Genomic DNA, 19007 nt, shown 5'->3' with positions numbered 1-19007 from the left:
CGCTTTTTTTATTATTTTAGTTTAATGAAAAAACTACTTATTGCTATTTTTCTTGTTGCTAATTTAGGCTTTTCTCAAGAAAAACTCCCTTTTATTGATTATGATTCAATTCTTTTAAAAGTTTCAAAAGAAGAAAATTTAGAAAAGAAAATAGAATTAATTAATAAAATTAATAAAAACGATTCTACATATAATGCATTACTTGTTTCTAAATCTTATTATTTATTAAACCTAAATAAGTATAAAGAAGCTTTAGAAGTTATAAATGAAGGTCTTAGTAAATCTTCTAGTGATTCTAAATCAGACTTTTATATTAATAAAGGTATTGCACTAATAAGTTTAGGTGAAAATGATAAAGCTTTAGAAAATTACAATGAAGCACTTAAATTTTATCCTAAAAATTATTTATTATGGCATAATAAAGGTTATGTTTTAGAACTAAAAGGAGCTTTAAATAAAGCCGTAGGCGCTTATAAAATGGCAATAACTTTAAACCCTACTTATAAGAAATCGCACTTACAAATTGGTAATATTTTTTATAAACAAGAGCGGTTAACACAAGCTCTAATGTGTTTTAATATGTATTTACTATTAGAGCCAGATGCAGAAGGTGCTTTTGCAACTTTACAATCTTTAAATAATGTTGTGCAATCTAAAAATGCTAGTAAAAGAGATGCAACTATTAAGTTAGATGATGCAGATGACTCTTTTGAAGAAATAGATTTAGTGTTGAATAGTAAAATTGCAATGAATGCTAACTACACAACAGGAAACCCAATAAACATTGCTTTAACAAGGCAAAACCATGCAATGATTGAAAAACTAAAAGGCTTTAAAGGAAAAGGTACTTTTTGGGACAAAACTTATATACCATTATACAATTGGATTGCCAAGAATAATAAGTTTGATGATTTTATTTACACCTTAACTTACTCAATAGAAAATAAAGAGTTTAAAAAAATTGTAGATAAAAAAGAGAAAGAAATTATTGCTTTTTTAGCAGAACTAAAACAAGAATGGGCTAAAATAACAGCTGTTAATACAATTGTTTTTAACGGAAAAGAGCAAGAAGTAACTTATGAATATGATGGAAATTATGTAGATGCAATAGGAAAGTTTAAAGAAGGAAACCCTGTAGGTTTTTGGCAATTTTATAATGAAGACGGTATGCTAACTGCAGAAGGGAATTTTAATGATTCTGGAGAAAAAATTGATAAATGGACTTGGTATAATGGTTTAAACAAAATAAAAGAAACAGCATTTTACAAGAACGGTTTGTTAGAAGGTAAAAACGAAATGTTTTATAAGAATAACAAAAAATATGTAAATGCTATTTATAAAAATGATTCGTTAGATGGTAAATATGAATATTTTAATAATAGAGGAGCTTTATTACAAAGAAAATATTTTAAGTCTGGTAAATTAGAAGGAGACTATAAATCTTATTTTGATGTTGGAGAAAAACTAATTGAGTTTGAGATTCCTTACAAAAACGGAGAGATAGAAAAAGAGGTTCTAGAATATTTTGCTACAGGAAATTTGTATGCAAAATCATATTACGTTGCGGGTAAAAAGACAGGTTTAGAAACGGTTTATTATGATAATAAAAAAATAGCATCAGAAATTAATTATCAAAATGGAGATTTAAACGGAAGTTATAAAACATATCATTTTAATGGAAAAACTAAAGAAATAGGTCAAAGTTTAGAAGGTTTTTATAACGGACAATGGAAAACATTTTATTCTGATGGAACATTAGAAAGCGAATTTAATTATGTAAAAGGAGATTTAAATGATTTGTACAGATATTATGATAAAGATGGCAAGTTATTTTACGATTACGTTTACAGAAAAGGAGAAATAATTGCTTACACTTTTTATAACAAAGAAGGTTCGGTTTTAAAAGAAGGAAAGAAAAAAGGAGGCGAATTTTATTACCAAGGTTTTTCGCCAAAAGGAAATATAACAGCAGAAGGTTTGTATGATATTTCTGGAGGAAAAAGTGGAGAATGGAAGTTTTATGACAATAATGGAGTCTTAACCAACAAAGGAAACTTTGAAGATAATAAAACAATTGGTGAGTATTTTACTTATTTTAAAAATGGAGAAATAGATAATATTACAACTTATAAAAATGATGTTTTAGATGGTTATTATGTGGGTTACCATATTAATGGGCAAATGGCTGTACAAGGTTGGTATAAAGAAGGTAAAGCTCATGGAGAATGGAGATATTATAATATTGATGGTAATTTAAATACTATAAGTTTTTATCATAAAGGCATGCTACACGGATTGCAAAAATATTATAGTGTCAGTGGTAAATTAAGCTCTACTTCCCTTTTTAGTTATGATTATATTACTTCTGAAAACATATATGATAAAGAAGGAAACTTGTTTGAAACAATAAATTATGTTTCTGATAAAGAAGAATATAAATTATATGTAAAACATTTTAATGGCAATATAGATACAGAGGTTTCTTATGTAAATCAAATAAAAAACGGTAGCTATAAAGTTTTTTATTACAATGGAAAAAAGAAAATTGTAGGAAGTTACCTTAATGGAGAACAAAACGGACTTTGGACTTGGTATTATGAAAACGGAAATGTAGAAAGTATCGCTAATTTTTCTAGAGGAAAAACACAAGGTAAAGTAATTAATTACTATGAAAATGGTAAAGTACAAGGAGATTATAGTTTTGAGAATGACTTAGAAGTAGGTAAAAGTGTTACCTACTATAAAACAGGTGTAAAATCTGCAGAAATAGAATATTATGAAGGTAATATTCATGGTAAGAAAATTATTTTTGATGAAACAGGAAAAGTACAATTAATCCGTTTTTATAATCACGGAGAAATTATAGGTTATAGTTATTTAGACAAAAACGGAACAGAAATTGATATGATTCCTTTTAAAAATGAATCTGGTAAAATAGAAGCATTTTTTGATAACGGAAAACCTTCTGTAAAAACGGAATATAAATTGGGTTCTTTAGTAGGTTCTTTTAAATCGTATTTTTATAATGGTAATTTAGAGACTGATACACCTTATTTAAATGGTAAATATCACGGTGTAGATAAAGAATATTTTCTTAACGGTAAGTTAAAAAAAGAAACCAGTTATAGTCATGGTAAAAAGCAAGGAAAACAAATTGTATATTTAGAATCTGGAAAAAAGAAGGAGGAAAAAATGTTTTTAAATGATTTACAAGATGGCATATCATATTATTATGATAAAGAAGGGGAATTAAAAACCAGAAAGGAGTATTTTAATGGGAAAATATACAAGATTGAAAATTTATAAATTAGGTTTAGTCTGCAGCTTTTTATTAATAATTACAAGTTTAAATGCTCAGTTTTCTCCAGAATTTTTAAAATATAGTAAAGAATATCCAGAAGCAGCTAGGGTACAACTAAATCAAGAAACAATCATCAACATAGAAATTGGTGAAAATGGTTTAGATATTAACCAAGAGTTTCTAGAAGAAGAACTGTATTTAAACGAGTCTGCAACTTATAACTCTAAAAATACACTTAGTTTTTCATCGTTTTTTGAATTAAACCAAATTGAAGCCTCTTCTTTTTCTTATCAAAATAATAATTACGTAGAAACTACTGTAGATAAGTTTACAGAAAAAGATGAGTTAAATCAATCTTTTCATGATGATACAAAACTATTAAACTTTGTTTATCCTAATTTAAAAAAAGGATCAAAATCTAGATTAAAATATTCTCAAAAAATTAAAAATCCACGTTTTTTAATTCCTTTTTATTTTGGCGATTATTATCCGATTATAAAAAATAGAGTTGTAATTATTGCAGATAAAGATGTTAATTTAGAATTTAAGAAATTTAATATTGCTGAAGATAAAATTAAATTTACCAAAGAAGAAAAGAGAAAAAAGGTAATTTATACTTGGGAGTTAAAGGATCAAAAAGAATTTGAGTACGAAGAAAATACACCAAGTTTTAAAACAATTTTGCCACATATAGTACCTATAATTACATCTTATAAAACTAAAAACGAAACGGTAAATTTATTAGGGTCTGTTTCCGATTTGTATAACTGGTATTATTCTTTAGTAAAAGATGTAAATACAGAAGCACCAAGTAAAGACTTGGTAAGTTTGGTAAATGAAATTACTGCGGATAAAGAAACAGAATTAGAAAAGGTAAAAGCCATTTATTATTGGACACAAAAAAACATAAAATACATTGCATTTGAGTATGCGTTAGGTGGTTTTATACCAAGAGAATCTAATGATGTTTTTAGAAAAAAATATGGTGATTGTAAAGACAACTCTAGTATTTTATATAAAATGTTAGAAATTGCAGGTGTAAAAGGGCATTTAACGTGGATTGGTACAAGAAGTATTCCTTATACTTATGAAGAAGTACCAACGCCAGTTGTAGACAATCATATGATTCTTTCTTACGAAAACAATGGCAAAACTTATTATTTAGATGCTACAGGTAGGTATATAAAATTTGGCACGCCAACATCTTTTATACAAGGTAAAGAAGCCTTGGTAGCTTACGGAAATGAATTTAAGGTTAAAAAAGTGCCTATTATAGAGGCCAAAGAAAATGCAATTATAGACACTACAAGCATTAAGTTAGAAAACGGAATTGTTATTGGGCAATCTAAAACTACAGTCTCTGGATATCCGAAGATAGATTTATTTCAAGATTTAGAAAACGAGAATACTCAAACAAAATTAATAGAACTTTATAATAGAAGGTTTAATAAAGGAAACAATAAATTTTTGGTAACCAATGTTAAAGAAATTAATAAGTATGATTATGATAAACCTTTTATAGTAGATTATAATTTTGAAATTAAAAGTTATTTTAAAGAATTAGGCGATGAGATTTATGTAAACTTAAACTTAAACAAAGACATATCTAATTATAAAACAGACAAAAAACGTATTCATGCTATAGAATTCGACTACAAAAGGCACTTTAATTACACTACAAAATTAGAAATTCCGGCAGGCTATAAAGTTGATTATTTGCCAGAGTCAATTTCAATTTCAAATGAGTTTTTAACTTGTAGTATCGCTTATATTATTAAAAATAATGAAGTAATTTATAACCAAAAAATTAATTTAAACTTTTTGACTTTAAGCGTGGAGCAGCAAGAAGAAGTAAATAATCAGATAAAAAAAATTGAAAGAAATTATAAAGAAATTGTAGTTTTAAAGAAAGTATAAAAAGATAATTATGAAAATAAAAATTAGTTTATTAACGGTATTATTATTTGCTTTTCAGGCAGCTTTTTCACAAGAAAGTCCTTTTTTTAAAGGGTATGATTGGGAAAAAAACCCGAATTATAAAATAGAAAAAACATCTGAAGATATAATTGCTTTAAAAGAAAAAGCGGTAACAGAATTTTATTTTGAAGAAGAAGACTTAATAGAATACTTTTTAGAACATAAAGTTTTATGGTTAAATTCTGATGATGCTATAGAAGAGTATAATAAAATTTATTTACCATTCTCTTCAAGTGCAGAATTGCTAGTAAATAAAGCAAGAGTAATAACCCCAGAAGGAAACTTAATAGATTTAGACAAATCTAAGATTTTAACAGCTGCAGATGAAGAAACAGGCAGACAATACAAATATTTTGCGTTAGAAGGTATTACAAAAGGTAGTTTTATAGAGTATTTGTATGTAGTAAAAAGACAGCCAGGTTACATGGGTAAAAAGGCTTATTTACAAGATGAGTATTATATAGAAAAAGCAGAGTTCGATTTGTTTTCTCCAGAAAATTTAGTTTTTAAATTTAAAAGTTATAATGATTTACCAGAAGTAAAAGAAGACACTTTAACAACAGGTAAATTACATTGGAAAATACATTTAGATAAAGTAGAAAAGCTAGAAAATGAGTACCAAGCACCTTATAATGCATCTAGAAAATTTATTGTTTATAAGATAGATAGAAATAAAGCTGGTAATGTTTCTGATATTGTTTCATACAGTAAAGTAGCTCAAAATTTATATTCGTTTTACTTTTCTGAATACACAAAAAAGGAAGTAGAATTGATAAACGATTTTATAAAAGAATTAGAGTTAAGTAAAAAAGCAGACGAAGAAACCATTATTAGAAAAGTAGATGCTTACATAAAAACTAACTTATATTCTCAAGACGTTTATAGTGATGATTTAGAAAATCTAGAACTTATTTTAACCAATAAAGTAGCTAATGAAAGTGGGGTTTTAAAATTGTATATAGCCGTTTTAAAAACATTAAATATTAACCCAGAAATTGTTTTAACAAGTGATAGAAATGAGCTAAGATTCGATCCAGAATTTGAAGCAAATAACTTTTTAACAGACTTTTTACTGTATTTTCCTAATTCTAAAAAATATTTATCGCCAAATGCATCAGGTACAAGATATGGTTTTCCAATGCCATTTGTAACAGATAATTATGGATTATTTATAAAAGAAGTAGTTGTTGGAGATTACAAATCTGCTGTTGGTAAAATAAAATATATAGAACCAGTTACAGTTGATAAAACAGTTGATATAATGAAAATAACTGTAGATTTTGATAAAGATAATCTTACAGAAAATAGTGTGCATTTAGATAGATCTTTTAGCGGATATTATGCAATGAATATTCAGCCATTTATGCATTTAATACAAGATACAGATGATTTAGTTGATAGTTTTATAGAATCGATTACAAGTGAAGCAGAAACATCAAAAAGAAAATTAATAAATGATGATTCTGATTTATTTGGAGTAAAACCTTTACAAGTAATTGCAGATTTTACTACTGAAGCTTTTGTAGAAAAAGCAGGTAGAAAGTATTTATTTAAATTAGGAGATATTATTGGAGAACAATCGCAATTGTATCAAGAAAAAGTAAGAGTCTTGCCTTTAGAAGAACAGTTTCATAGAAGTTATTTTAGAACCTTAACAATTAATATACCAGAAGGTTATAAAATTACCAATTTAGAGGATATTAATATTGATAATTCATTTTCTAAAGAAGGTAAAAAGCTATTTTCTTTTAAATCTTCTTATAAGCTAGAAGGAAATAAATTAACAGTAACTGCAGATGAACATTATGCAGAAAACAAAATTGATGTTGCTGTTTATGAAGAATATAGAACAGTAATTAATAGTGCGGCAGATTTTAATAAAATAGTATTGTTATTAGAGCCTAAATAAAACGATATCATTTAAAATAAAAAGGGTATTACTTTTTAGTAATACCCTTTTTTATTGTTTTTAAATATTTTAAACTAAGCAGATGGTGGATAGCAAAGTAATATTTTAGAAGCTATTTTAGAATTAAAAGTAATTTCTGAAATTGCTGCAGAAATAAATATTTCATCACCTTGTTTGTAATCATATTCTTTTCCATTACAAGTTATTGTTCCGTTTCCAGAATAAATAACAGCTACATAAAAACAAGAATTTCCTTTAATAGTATGTTGGCCATCTAAAAGCAATTCGTTTAAACCAAAGCAATTTGTGTGCTTTTTATTAAACAACGTTTTTAGAGTAAAATCATTAGAACTATCCAGAACTTCTGGTGCTATTTTCCATTCATCTAAAGCCTCTTCCATTGTAAAAGTATCGTAATGGAAACATTCTAACATTTTTTCTTCACCAACACCTTGATGAATTAATTCTGGACCAATTTTTAAACCAGCAGGAGTCGTTTTTTCAACTCTCATAGTATAATCTGTAGGTTCTTGCACTTCCATTAAAAAACAACCTGCACCAATTGCATGTGGTACACCACCATAAATCATAAATGCATCACCAGGTTTAACTTCAATTTTATGCAAACAATCTAGCATACCTTGTATGTCTTGGTTTTCAAAATGAGTTCTCCAAATATCTTTAGTTACATGTTTTTTAAAGCCCATGTAAACAACTGGTTTTTCACCATTTATTTCGCGAGTATTTAACACATACCAAGATTCTGTTTTACCAAATTCTGAGTTAAATACGGTTCTTGCATACTCTTTATCTGGATGAACTTGTACAGTTAAACGCTCCATAGAGTCTAACATTTTAATTAGCACGCCAGTTGTACCGTATTTTTTGGCTAATTTTTCACCTAAATATAGTTCTAGATTAGAATCTATTAATTCTTTTAACGGTATAATTCCGTCTGTAGTTTCCATAAGAGATAAACCTTCATCTTCTGGTCTTCCATTTCCTCTTGCTGTAATAGTAGACATGATCCATTGTTCCGGCATGCTTCCATCAACTTCAGGAGATATTTTTTTCCAATTATCAATTAATGCACCACCTTCATAAGTTCTCCAAACTCTGTTAGAAAGTTGTTTTAAAGGAAAATGTGCGTGTTTTTCTAAATTTGTGCTCATGTTTTATTATTGTAAGTAAAGTAAGAAAAGCGTTTTTTTTTATTAGATAAAATCTATAAAGCCAGTAATTGCAACATACAGCATAAAGCAGTTAAAAATAAAAGTTGCTGTTAAGGCAATATTCATCCAAAGAGTTGTTTTTTGATCTTTCATTATTTCTTTTTTATTTAAAAGAATAATTAAAAATAAAGTAATTAATGGCATTACAAACGGACTAAGAGCTTGAGATGCGATTAAAATCCAAACAGGTTTTCCTCCTAAAAAAGGAACAATTAAACCAGACAAAGCAACCAAAACAACAATGGCTTTATACAATGGCTTTTTCATGTTACGAGGTGTGTTAGAATAATCTGCAATCAACCAAGGAAATAATAATAGATTAGGAAAAATAGAAGACAATCCAGCTCCAATAATTCCTAAAGTAAATAATGTAAGGGCAAAGTCACCTGCCCAAGGACCTAAAGCAGCCATTAAATCGGTAGCATCATTAACAGGTGTTCCTTTAAAATAAAGTGTACCTGTTGCACTAATCATAATTGCAAGACTAATTAAAAAAGTCATTATCATTGCAGACATTGCATCTTTATTCTCTTTTTGCAAGTCTTTTAAACCCCAATTTTCTTCTTGTACCAAAATACTACGAGAGGCCAAGCAAACACCAGCCATTGTAGTACCTACAATTCCTGCAACAATTAAACCGGTATTATTGCCTGCGGGTAAACTAGGAAAAAAGTCGATAATAGATTTACCAGATTCTTTTAACACCATAAAGCTTGTAAAAATAAAAGCCAATGCCATAAAACCGACCATAATACTCATGGCTTTAATAAAGTTTTCGTGCTTACCTGTCCAGAAAAGACCTATTAAAAGAGCAATAAAGAAAATTGCAATTGCTGGTTTATTTAAAAAAGAAATAGATGTTTTAACAGAAATCCATTCCATACTAACTTCAGCAACTACACCCATAACACCAATAACAGATGATATAATAGAAACAGCAAGTGCGGTTATAATAAACAGCGTAATGGGTTTACCAAATGTGGTTTTAAAAATATACATAAGCGTATTACCAGACATAATGGTTAGTTTACTAATGGATATTAATAAAAAATAAGTAAAAAAGCATGAAAGCAAAAGTGCCCAAGATAAGCTTAAGCCAAATTTAGCACCAGAAACTACCATAGAAGTTACACTACCTGTACCTACTACATAACCTATAATAAAAAAAGCAGGTCCGAAGTCTTTAATTTTTTTTTTCGTTTTTTCTAAAAAAGAAATGCTACTTGTAGCCATAGTTAATTGTTGTTTGTTAAAAAGAATAAATAGTTGATTACAAAAAGAAGAAAATTATACTGCTAAATAAATTTACCTTCTTTGATTTTAGTTAAAATAACAAGTTGATATTTTTATGATAAATAAATATCATTAGGTAGCTAAAGTAGGTTTTTAATGTTTAAATATCAACAGAAATTATTGGTTTAACAAAAAAGTGAATAAGCAGATATAAGATTGTAATTACCTATAGAAAAAAAATAATTACTTTTAAGTTTTATTTATTGTTTTAGAAGATATCCTTTTTTTTATTTATACTTTCTTATAATAAAATACAAAGTTCTTTATAGTGATTGATTAACAATCTACTTTTAGGTAAATTAATTGGTTGTAAACACTAATTAATTTTGACTTGAAACTTAATTTGAGTAAGATAAAAAGAGAGCAATTTTGCTCTCTTTTTTATTTCGATTTAGTGAGGTTTGATAACTTCCCCATGATATGATGTCGTTTTAATGACTTATATCATTAGTTATCAAAGCTATATTAAATTTTAAGGGAAGACAATACTCATTTATAGGTATTTTTTAAAGCATTTTATTATTAGATTTTTATTTGTTCATCAATCCAATTATTAATATTGTTTTCTAATACATCAAATGTTAGAGCACCACTACCTATATAGTACGTCATGAAAAAGCTCTAATATCAAATTTTTCTTTAAGAGTGTTTTCAGATTTCTTGCGTAACTCTTTTATTTTTAATTTTCCAATTTTGTAAGCTAAAGCTTGTCCGAGCTAAGTGATATATATGTATTCTATATATTTGATTATTAGCATTTTAAAAACAAAAAAACTCAAGCTTAAGCTTGAGTTTTTTTTATGAAAGTTAATTAAAAATACTTATTATGTTTTACTTAATAGATTACCATATTTTAACTCTTTTTTCTGGTGGCAAATACAGAGAGTCATTTTCTTGAATATTAAAAGCAGAATAAAATTCTGGAATATTTCTAACTACACCATTTACCCTAAATTTAGCAGGAGAATGTTCGTCTGTATTTATTTGAACTCTTAACGCTTCAGCTCTAGATTTACTTCTCCATGATTGAGCCCAACCTATAAAAACTCTTTGCTCTCCAGAAAATCCATCTATAACAGGAGGTTCTTTACCATTTAGTGATATTTTATAGGCTTTTAAAGCAATACTAAGACCACCTAAGTCTCCGATATTTTCCCCTAAAGTAAATTCACCATTAACATTTAAGCCAGGCAAGGCTTCATAAGAATTATATTGAGAAACTAAGGTAGAAGTCCGTTTTTTAAACTCTTCTTTATCTTTTTCTGTCCACCAGTTTCGCATAGCTCCATCTCCGTCAAATGTACTTCCCATATCATCAAAACCGTGTCCTATTTCATGACCAATAACAGCTCCTATGCCACCATAATTAACAGCATCTTCAACATTTAAATCAAAAAAAGGAGGTTGTAAAATAGCTGCAGGAAAAACAATTTCATTCAATGTAGGGTTATAATAAGCATTTACAGTTTGAGGTGTCATATCCCATTCTGTTTTATCAATTGGTTGTCCTAATTTAGAGATTGCTCTGTTATATTCTATAAGAGCAGCTCTTTGTAGGTTACCAAAAAGATCATCTGCTTTAATATCAACATCATAAGTTTTCCACTTATCTGGATATCCTATTTTAGGCATAAATTTATTCAGTTTATCTAAAGCCTCTTTTTTAGTATCATCACTCATCCAATCTAGTTCCTTTATACTTTGCTCATAAGCTTTTAATAAATTTGTTACTAGTGCTTCCATCCTTTTTTTTGCTTCTGGTGGAAAGTGTTTTTTCACATATACTTTACCTACAACTTCTCCTAAAGCATCATTAACAATTGTAACTCCACGTCTCCATAAAGGTCTTTGCTGTGGTATATCACGAAGTTCTTTACTGTAAAATTCAAAATTTTGATTAGATATATCGTCATTTAATTTAGAAGCGTTTTTATTAAGAATATGCCATTTTAAATATATTTTCCAATTAGAAATACTTGTTGATGTAATGATTTTGTCTAAAGCTTTCATGTAATCTAACATTAATACTCCAAGTTTTTTTTCATTTTTTAAACCAGCTTCATTAAGGTAGGTATCCCAATTATAATTAGGCATAATAATAGAAAGGCTATCAGTTGAAAACATATTATAAAGATTAACCAAATCTCTAGTCTTTTCTTTTTTTAAGTGCTTTTCTGCTAATGCGGTTTCAATAGACATTATTATTGAAGAAGCTTTTTCTGCATTAGGTAAATTAGCTAAAGCAAACATTTTAGATATATGTTCAGTGTATTTAATTCTTATTTGTTTAGAACGTTCATCATCTTTTAAATAATATTCACGGTCTGGTAGTCCCAGACCATCTTGCCAAGTATACATTCTATAAATTGTAGGGTTTTTAAAATCTTGATAGATAAATAAAGAAAAGGGTATATTGATGCCATATTTATTAGCGTAGGCAAAATAAGAGGCCAAATCATCATAATTTTTTATGGCATCGACTTTATTAAATTGAGGTTGTAACGGAGAAACTCCTAATTTATTTCTTGTTTCAATATCCATATAGGATTTATAAAGGTCTCCTACTTTTTGTTCATCAGAATCTTTTTTATATTCTTTAGAGGCAGATTCTTCTATAATTTCTTTGATATGATTTTCTGATTCTTCATATAAAATATATCCAATACCGTATGCTGATTTATCCGAAGGGATTTCAGTATTTTTCATCCAAGTGCCATTTACATAAGATGTAAAGTTATCACCTGGTTTTACAGAAGTATCCATATATTCTGTTAACACTCCAGAGGCAAGTGGCGTTTCTTTCTTTTCTTTAATATTATTTTTACAACTGATTATGATAATCAATAAAAACAGAGGTAAAATTTTAATTACAAATTTTGATTTCATACTCGTTAGTTTTAATATTGGTTAATGTTCTTTTTTAATTTCTATAATGCTATTTGTCAAAGTTATATGGTTTTATTAGCATTGTCAATACCAATATATAGGTATTTTACCTATTTCATTATCAGTTGTTTAAAAACAAAAAACTCAAGCCTAAGCTTGAGTTTTTTTGTTTTTATGAAGTTATTTTAATTATTTTATTTTGTCAAATTCTTTAATAAGTGTAGATGCTATAATTTTGATAGCTTCTTGGTTTGGATGACTATTTCTAAAAGATTCTGCATATTTAGCATCATTAATAATATCTACAGATTGAATTAAATGATAATTGGCGTCTTTACTAAATTCTTTAAACATTTGATATTGTTCCCAGTTTTTTGGACTTCCGCCAGCAGTAAAAGGTGTGTTTACAAAAATGAAAACATTTTCTGCATTAATAGAATTAAAGTAATTTTTTAAGTATTCTTTGTCTTTTAAATTATCTTTAGGAAAATTATATGCAGTTGTGCCAGGATAAAATTTACCTGTAAATGTTAACGATAAATACTGGATACTTTCTTTAAAAAATAGAAGAGAAGCAGAGTTTTTGATAATATTTTTTACATGAATTTTATTGGTTTCTGTAGCTTTTTCATCATTCTTTACAACTGATTTTTGTGTTATTGGAGGTAAGTTTTGAGTGCGAGAAATAATATCACTAATATTATAAAAGTAAATTATAAATTTAGGATTTAGTTTGCCAATTGAATCTAAAACAATTTTATGATCTACCAATTCTGTAGAAGATTTTGTTAAATCTATAAAGTTATAACCTCTAGATTTAAAATAATCTCTAAATAAAATAGGATAACTTTCTTTAGCATAAGCTGTGCTTGCATAACTATCACCAAGAAAATAAACATCATCTTTTATATTTTTATTAATAGATGAGGTGCTAACAGAAAAAGTATCAGTTGTAACCCTAAGTACATTGTCTTTAGAAGAAAGATTGGCAATCAATTCAAAAGAAAGAATAAAAGAAATAAGTATTAAGAAAGTATTTAATATAAATTTTTTCATCGTTTTTTAGAATTGAAAATAAATAAATTCTGATTTGGTGCTAGAAAAAGCTGCCGCAATAAATGCACCTATCATTAAAGGATATAATAATTTATTATATTTAGGAAACTGTATTAATATATCTACAATTACACCAATTAAAATTATCCAAAGAAAACCAAGATAATTATCGAAATTAAAATTGATTTTTTGAATGTATTTTACCGCATCTGTTATTGTGTCTGATCTAAAGAAAATCCAAGCAAATGTTACTAATATATAGGTTGATAAAATACCGAATAGTTGTCTAAGTTTATCAAAATTTAATTTATCAAATTTAAAAGGCCCTAAATATTTTCTGTTGTTGTTTGATAAAAAGATAGGAATAAAAAGCAGCGAATGCAATGCTCCCCAAACAATAAAAGTCCAGTTTGCACCATGCCAAAAACCAGAAACTAGAAAAATGATAGAAATGTTTAATAAAGACCTGTATTTTCCTTTTCTAGAACCACCTAAAGGGATGTATAAGTAATCTCTAAACCAGGTGTTTAAAGAGATGTGCCAACGTCGCCAAAACTCACCAATATTTCTAGAAAAATAAGGGAAATTAAAGTTTTCCATTAAGTTAAAGCCAAAAAGCATAGATGTTCCTCTTGCTATTTTAGAATAACCACCAAAGTCTCCATAGATTTGAAAAGAGAAAAATATAGCACCGAGTATTAATGTTCCTCCTGATACATTTTCGTAATTATTAAAAATATCATTTACAATAGGAGCAAGGGTGTCTGCTATAAATATTTTAAGAAAAAAACCGTAGATAATTAATTTAATTCCATTTATAAATTCAATTTTATCAAATTTTCTTTTATTTAAAATTTGTGGAATAAGATTGGTTGCTCTTTCAATAGGACCTGCAACTAATTGCGGAAAAAAACTAACAAAGGCAGCAAATGCAATAAAATCTTTAGTAGGCTCTAGCTTTCTTTTATAAACATCTATAGAATAACTTAATGTTTGAAATGTATAAAAACTAATACCCACAGGTAAAACAATATTTAAAGAACTTGCTTTTATATTCATTCCAAAAAAAGTAAAAGCAGCTGTAAAGTTGTCTATAAAGAAGTTGTAATACTTAAAAAAACCTAAAAAACCTAGATTTACAACGATGCTAAGCCATAATAAAACTTTTCTTTTAGAAGCATTTTCTTGGTTTAAAAGTCCTCTACCGATAGAGTAATCTACTAGTGTACTAAACAGAATTAGTGATAAAAATTTCCAATCCCACCAACCATAAAAAAGGTAACTAGCAACTACAATTAAAAAATTTTGAAGTTTAAGATTTTTATTGGTAATAAACCAATAAAGCACAAAGACAATAGGTAAAAAAATTGCAAAATCAATTGAGTTAAATAGCATCTTTTTTAGGTAAAAATAATAAAATTAAGTTTTTAAGAAAGGTGTTTTCTGATTTTAGTTATTTGTGATTAAAAATTAAACAAAAAGTCCCAAGTTTTTATACTTGAGACTTGTTTTTTATCTAATTAAAATATTAGAAAATAAGCAACAAAAATTATAAGTTGATACTCTCTTTTTAATAGATTTTTATTTATCAGTAGGTTTTAACATTATTTTACGTTCAACAGTGTTAAAAGGCCCAGGTATAACATTTCCTTCTGCATCAACTAATTTTAATTTTATGGTAACTTCTCCCATCTCTAAACCAGAGATAACATGAGGAATCCATTCTGTTATGGTAAATTCTTCGCCATTAATAGTAGCTATTACTTTATTACCAGTTTCTGATAATTCGGTATTTAAAACAAAGAAATCTAAAAGTATACTTTCTGTATCTTTACCTGTGTATGTGCCTTTTGGTCTACTATAGATTAATGTTGGTGCATCAATATCAATATTTAAACTATCTGTTGCATTTTCTCCAACAACTAATTTTCTTACTACCATAGAATTGTCGTTTTTAACAGATTCATGATAAGATCTACTTAAAAAAGCGACTAAATGATGTGTTCCTGCTGGTATTTCCTTTTTTATGTTTGATTCATAATGAGCAGAATAAGGTTGATTGTCTAATATAAAATGGATGTGTTGTCCTTTATTAGAATTTGCTAATTTTTCTGTGTTATTACTATTTGTTTGATCACCAAGTGTGTAGTTTTCTAGCTTAAAATTAAAACTAAAATCATCCTCTTCATTAAAGTTAATGGTTTTAGGAGTGTTTAGTGTCAATTTAGCATCCGAATAAGAAGGAGAATCCGTTAGAGGTGTTAAATAAATTTTAGATTTTTTACTAACAGAATCAATTTGTGTGCTTATTTCTTTAGATGCCTCTTCTTTACTTTTTTTACAACTTATTATAAATGTTAAAGACAAAATAAGTGCGATAAATTTTAAAAATTTCATAATTATTATGTTTTTTTGATTTCCGATAAGTTAAGAAAAGTAATAAAAATATTTGCTTGTATAAGATATACTTAACTTATAGTTGTAATAAGAAATGTCTATAAAAATGAAAAAACCTCAAGTTTTACACCTGAGATTTCTTCCTTTTTCTAATCATTAAGTTTTTAAAATTTTAAAGTAACACCTACTAAAAAGTTTGTTGTTGCTTGTGGGTAATAACCAGCGTAATCTAATGTTGTAGTTTCTCCAGCTACAGACCAAGTATCATCATAAGTACCATAATAACCTCTGTCTACATATTCTGTGTTAAAGATGTTATTAATCAAAGCTGTAAATACAATAGATTTAAAGATTCTATTTGGGTTAATTTGATAAACAATATTAAAATCTGAAGTAAAAAAGCTATCTAAAACATCATTTTCAGAAACTCTACTTCCTAAATTACTCATAAATTGTTTGCCAACATATTTAGATAAGATAGTAAATTGTAGGTTTTGTACAGGCGTATAAATAAATAAGTTTCCTGCAACAATATCCGGAGAAAAAGATAAATCTGTATTTCCTAAATTTTGTAAAGTTCCATCAATTTGAGAATAAAAATCTCTATTTTTATTAGAACTAAAAGCAGCATTTGGTTTTATTGATAATTGATTAGAAATAGTAATATCTGCATCAATTTCTAAACCTAAACGATAACTATCTCCAGAGGTTGCTCTTACTGGTGCACCAACATCATCTAAAGCACCTGTTAACACCAATTGATTTTTATAATTCATATAATAAACATTGGTGTTTAATTTAAAGTTTTCAGATTTTAATCTCCATCCAAATTCTAAATCATTTAAAGTTTCATGAGTTGTAACCCCGCCTTCAAAATCGTTTCTATTAGGTTCTCTGTTAGCAACAGCAAAAGAAGTGTATAAATTATTATCGTCGTTAATTTTGTATGATAAACCAACCTTTGGATTGAAAAAATTGAAGTTAGCATCTACATCAATAGCATCTCTATCAGAAGTTAAACCTTGTGTTTGATAACCTACAAAACGCCCCTGAATATCTGCGTAACCAGATAGTTTTTCGCTAATATCAAAAGTTGCTTTTGTAAAGATAGAAAAGTCTGTTTTTTTAGCATCAGAAAAATAATATTGATCTCTAATACTTACATTTTCTGCCAAATCAGATCCCCAAATAACTTCACCAAAATGATCTCCAGAATAATCAGAATAAGAAATTCCAGAAATTAAATTTAGTTTTTCTGATTTGTAATTTGCATTAAAGTTTACTACATAAAAATCGTTGTCTAACCAACGTCTTACAATAACATCAGAACCATCAACAATTAAGTTGTTAAAGTCTGCAGCATCTTCTTCTGCTTTGTATTGCTCAAAAAATCCAGATCCTTTTGTGTAGTTTAAACCTAAGTTTGTAGACCAATTATCGTTTAATTTTTCATTCCAGTGTAATTGATAATGGTTTTGTCCGTAATCATCAACTTCGTTTTCATAAGTATACGGGTTTTGTCTTCTGTCTTCTTCTAATTCTTCTGCAGTTAAACCGTACCAAGCTTGGTATGTAACTTCTTTACCACCAAAAGTTACCGCTTTTATTAAGGTATTTTCATCAGTATAACTACCTTGTAAATAATAAGATTTTATATCAGAAAAAGCTCTGTCTACATAACCATCCGAAGAAATTTTAGACAAACGCCCTGCAATTTCTATATGATCGTTAATTTTACCAGTAGTAAATTTTACAGTATGTTTTTTAGTGTTGTAAGAACCGAATGAGTTAGAAATTTCTCCTCCGGCTTCTTCTGCAACAGCATCTGTTAAAATGTTTAAACTTGCACCAAAAGCACCAGAACCGTTTGTAGAGGTACCAACACCACGTTGCAATTGTAGGTTTTCTGTAGAAGAAGCAAAGTCACCTAAATTTACCCAAAAAGAACCATGGCTTTCTGCATCGTTATAAGGTATTCCGTTAACGGTTACATTAATTCTTTCTCCGTTAGAGCCACGTACACTCATATATGTATACCCAACACCTGCACCCGCATCTGTAGATGAAACTACAGAAGGTAAATAATTTAGTAAAACAGGTATGTCTTGCCCTAAATTACGCGTTGCAATTTCTTTTTTGGATAGGTTAGAAAACGTAACTGGTACATCTGCGTTTACACGAACAGCAGAAACCAACACTTCTTCCAAAACATTTTCATTAGAATTTAAAACAAAGTTTATTTCTTTGTTTTGTACTAAAGTAATTTCTTTAGAAACGGTTGTGTAGCCAATAAAAGAAACCTGAATTGTATAGGTTCCTTTTTCTAAATTTATGCTGAAATTTCCATTAAAATCAGTAGAAGTACCTTTGTTGTTTTCTTTTACCAAAATAGTTGCACCTGGTAAAGAAGTATTATTTTCATCTATCACTTTTCCTTTTAATGTAAGTGATTGGGCGTTTGCAAGTAAACTGGCAAACAAGAATAAAAAAAATGAGATTTTTTTCATTTTAAAAAATTTTAAAACGAATAAAAAGAGGCAATTATTCTTGTAATTAATATTGAATAATTAATGTTTATCATTATTTGTAAGTTAACTAAATAACCTTTTTAATGATATGTTTTACAAAATGGCGATTATCGCCTCCCTAAACAGCATTATCTGTTCTAGGTTCGTTGGGTATGATCTCAGCCTTTTACAGCACCCCTTTATGAGAACGGTGCAAATGTATACTGTAAAAAATTAATAGAAAACAAAAAAGTAGATTTTTTAAATTTTTAGAAGCTGTCTCCTGCTTTCACTACTCGCTTTTTTTACCCTAAAAAGGTTAAAAAAGAGCTCAAACACACCGTTCAATCAGGGCTAAGCTTGTTTGCTGGTTTTATTAAAATAGGTTGCGTAATGATTTGATTTTGTAGTTGTTATTATTTGTTTATCTTTAGAAATCAAAAACTATA

General features: G+C 27.7%; 11 protein-coding genes. 3 read left to right on the top strand and 8 right to left on the bottom strand.

What is annotated here, in order from left to right; translation table 11 throughout:
- Window positions 1-24: 24 nt before the first annotated feature.
- Genes KI686_RS00205 through KI686_RS00195 form a run of 3 tightly spaced genes read left to right on the top strand, consistent with a single transcriptional unit; the run spans window position 25 to window position 7187 of the window.
- Window positions 25-3306 carry a toxin-antitoxin system YwqK family antitoxin gene (locus KI686_RS00205; RefSeq protein ID WP_237587209.1) on the top strand — a complete coding sequence of 1094 codons (3282 nt, stop codon included), beginning with the start codon at window positions 25-27 and terminating at the stop codon, window positions 3304-3306.
- Window positions 3275-5218 carry a DUF3858 domain-containing protein gene (locus KI686_RS00200; RefSeq protein ID WP_237587208.1) on the top strand — a complete coding sequence of 648 codons (1944 nt, stop codon included), beginning with the start codon at window positions 3275-3277 and terminating at the stop codon, window positions 5216-5218. Before KI686_RS00205 ends, KI686_RS00200 begins: the two co-directional genes overlap by 32 nt.
- 10 nt (window positions 5219-5228) lie before the next feature.
- Window positions 5229-7187, top strand: a complete 1959-nt coding sequence (locus KI686_RS00195) for a DUF3857 domain-containing protein (protein ID WP_237587207.1) — start codon at window positions 5229-5231, stop codon at window positions 7185-7187.
- Between the two features lie 74 nt (window positions 7188-7261).
- Here KI686_RS00195 and KI686_RS00190 read toward each other — a convergent pair whose 3' ends face one another.
- From KI686_RS00190 to KI686_RS00155, 8 genes are all read right to left on the bottom strand, one after another.
- Entirely contained in the window at window positions 7262-8359 is a 1098-nt protein-coding gene (locus tag KI686_RS00190) for a type I phosphomannose isomerase catalytic subunit (RefSeq protein ID WP_237587206.1), read from the bottom strand.
- Window positions 8360-8401: 42 nt separating this feature from the next.
- Entirely contained in the window at window positions 8402-9652 is a 1251-nt protein-coding gene (locus KI686_RS00185) for an NRAMP family divalent metal transporter (RefSeq protein ID WP_237587205.1), read from the bottom strand.
- A 668-nt stretch (window positions 9653-10320) separates the two neighbouring features.
- Window positions 10321-10389 carry a DUF885 domain-containing protein gene (locus tag KI686_RS00180; RefSeq protein WP_237587834.1) on the bottom strand — a complete coding sequence of 23 codons (69 nt, stop codon included), beginning with the start codon at window positions 10387-10389 and terminating at the stop codon, window positions 10321-10323.
- 166 nt (window positions 10390-10555) lie between these two features.
- Window positions 10556-12598, bottom strand: a complete 2043-nt coding sequence (locus tag KI686_RS00175; protein WP_237587204.1) for a M13 family metallopeptidase — start codon at window positions 12596-12598, stop codon at window positions 10556-10558.
- Between the two features lie 189 nt (window positions 12599-12787).
- Complete coding sequence (locus tag KI686_RS00170; protein ID WP_237587203.1) at window positions 12788-13654, bottom strand: hypothetical protein; 867 nt, start codon at window positions 13652-13654, stop codon at window positions 12788-12790.
- A 6-nt stretch (window positions 13655-13660) separates the two neighbouring features.
- Window positions 13661-15049, bottom strand: coding sequence for an MBOAT family O-acyltransferase (locus KI686_RS00165; RefSeq protein WP_237587202.1), 1389 nt, complete (start codon window positions 15047-15049; stop codon window positions 13661-13663).
- A 186-nt stretch (window positions 15050-15235) separates the two neighbouring features.
- Entirely contained in the window at window positions 15236-16051 is an 816-nt protein-coding gene (locus KI686_RS00160) for a hypothetical protein (RefSeq protein WP_237587201.1), read from the bottom strand.
- A gap of 164 nt (window positions 16052-16215) precedes the next feature.
- Window positions 16216-18558 carry a TonB-dependent receptor gene (locus KI686_RS00155; RefSeq protein WP_237587200.1) on the bottom strand — a complete coding sequence of 781 codons (2343 nt, stop codon included), beginning with the start codon at window positions 18556-18558 and terminating at the stop codon, window positions 16216-16218.
- Between the last annotated feature and the right edge of the window lie 449 nt (window positions 18559-19007).

Source organism: Polaribacter sargassicola, from assembly GCF_021991835.1.
GTDB classification, from domain to species: Bacteria; Bacteroidota; Bacteroidia; order Flavobacteriales; family Flavobacteriaceae; genus Polaribacter; species Polaribacter sargassicola.
This window is presented reverse-complemented; position numbering and strand designations above follow the sequence as displayed.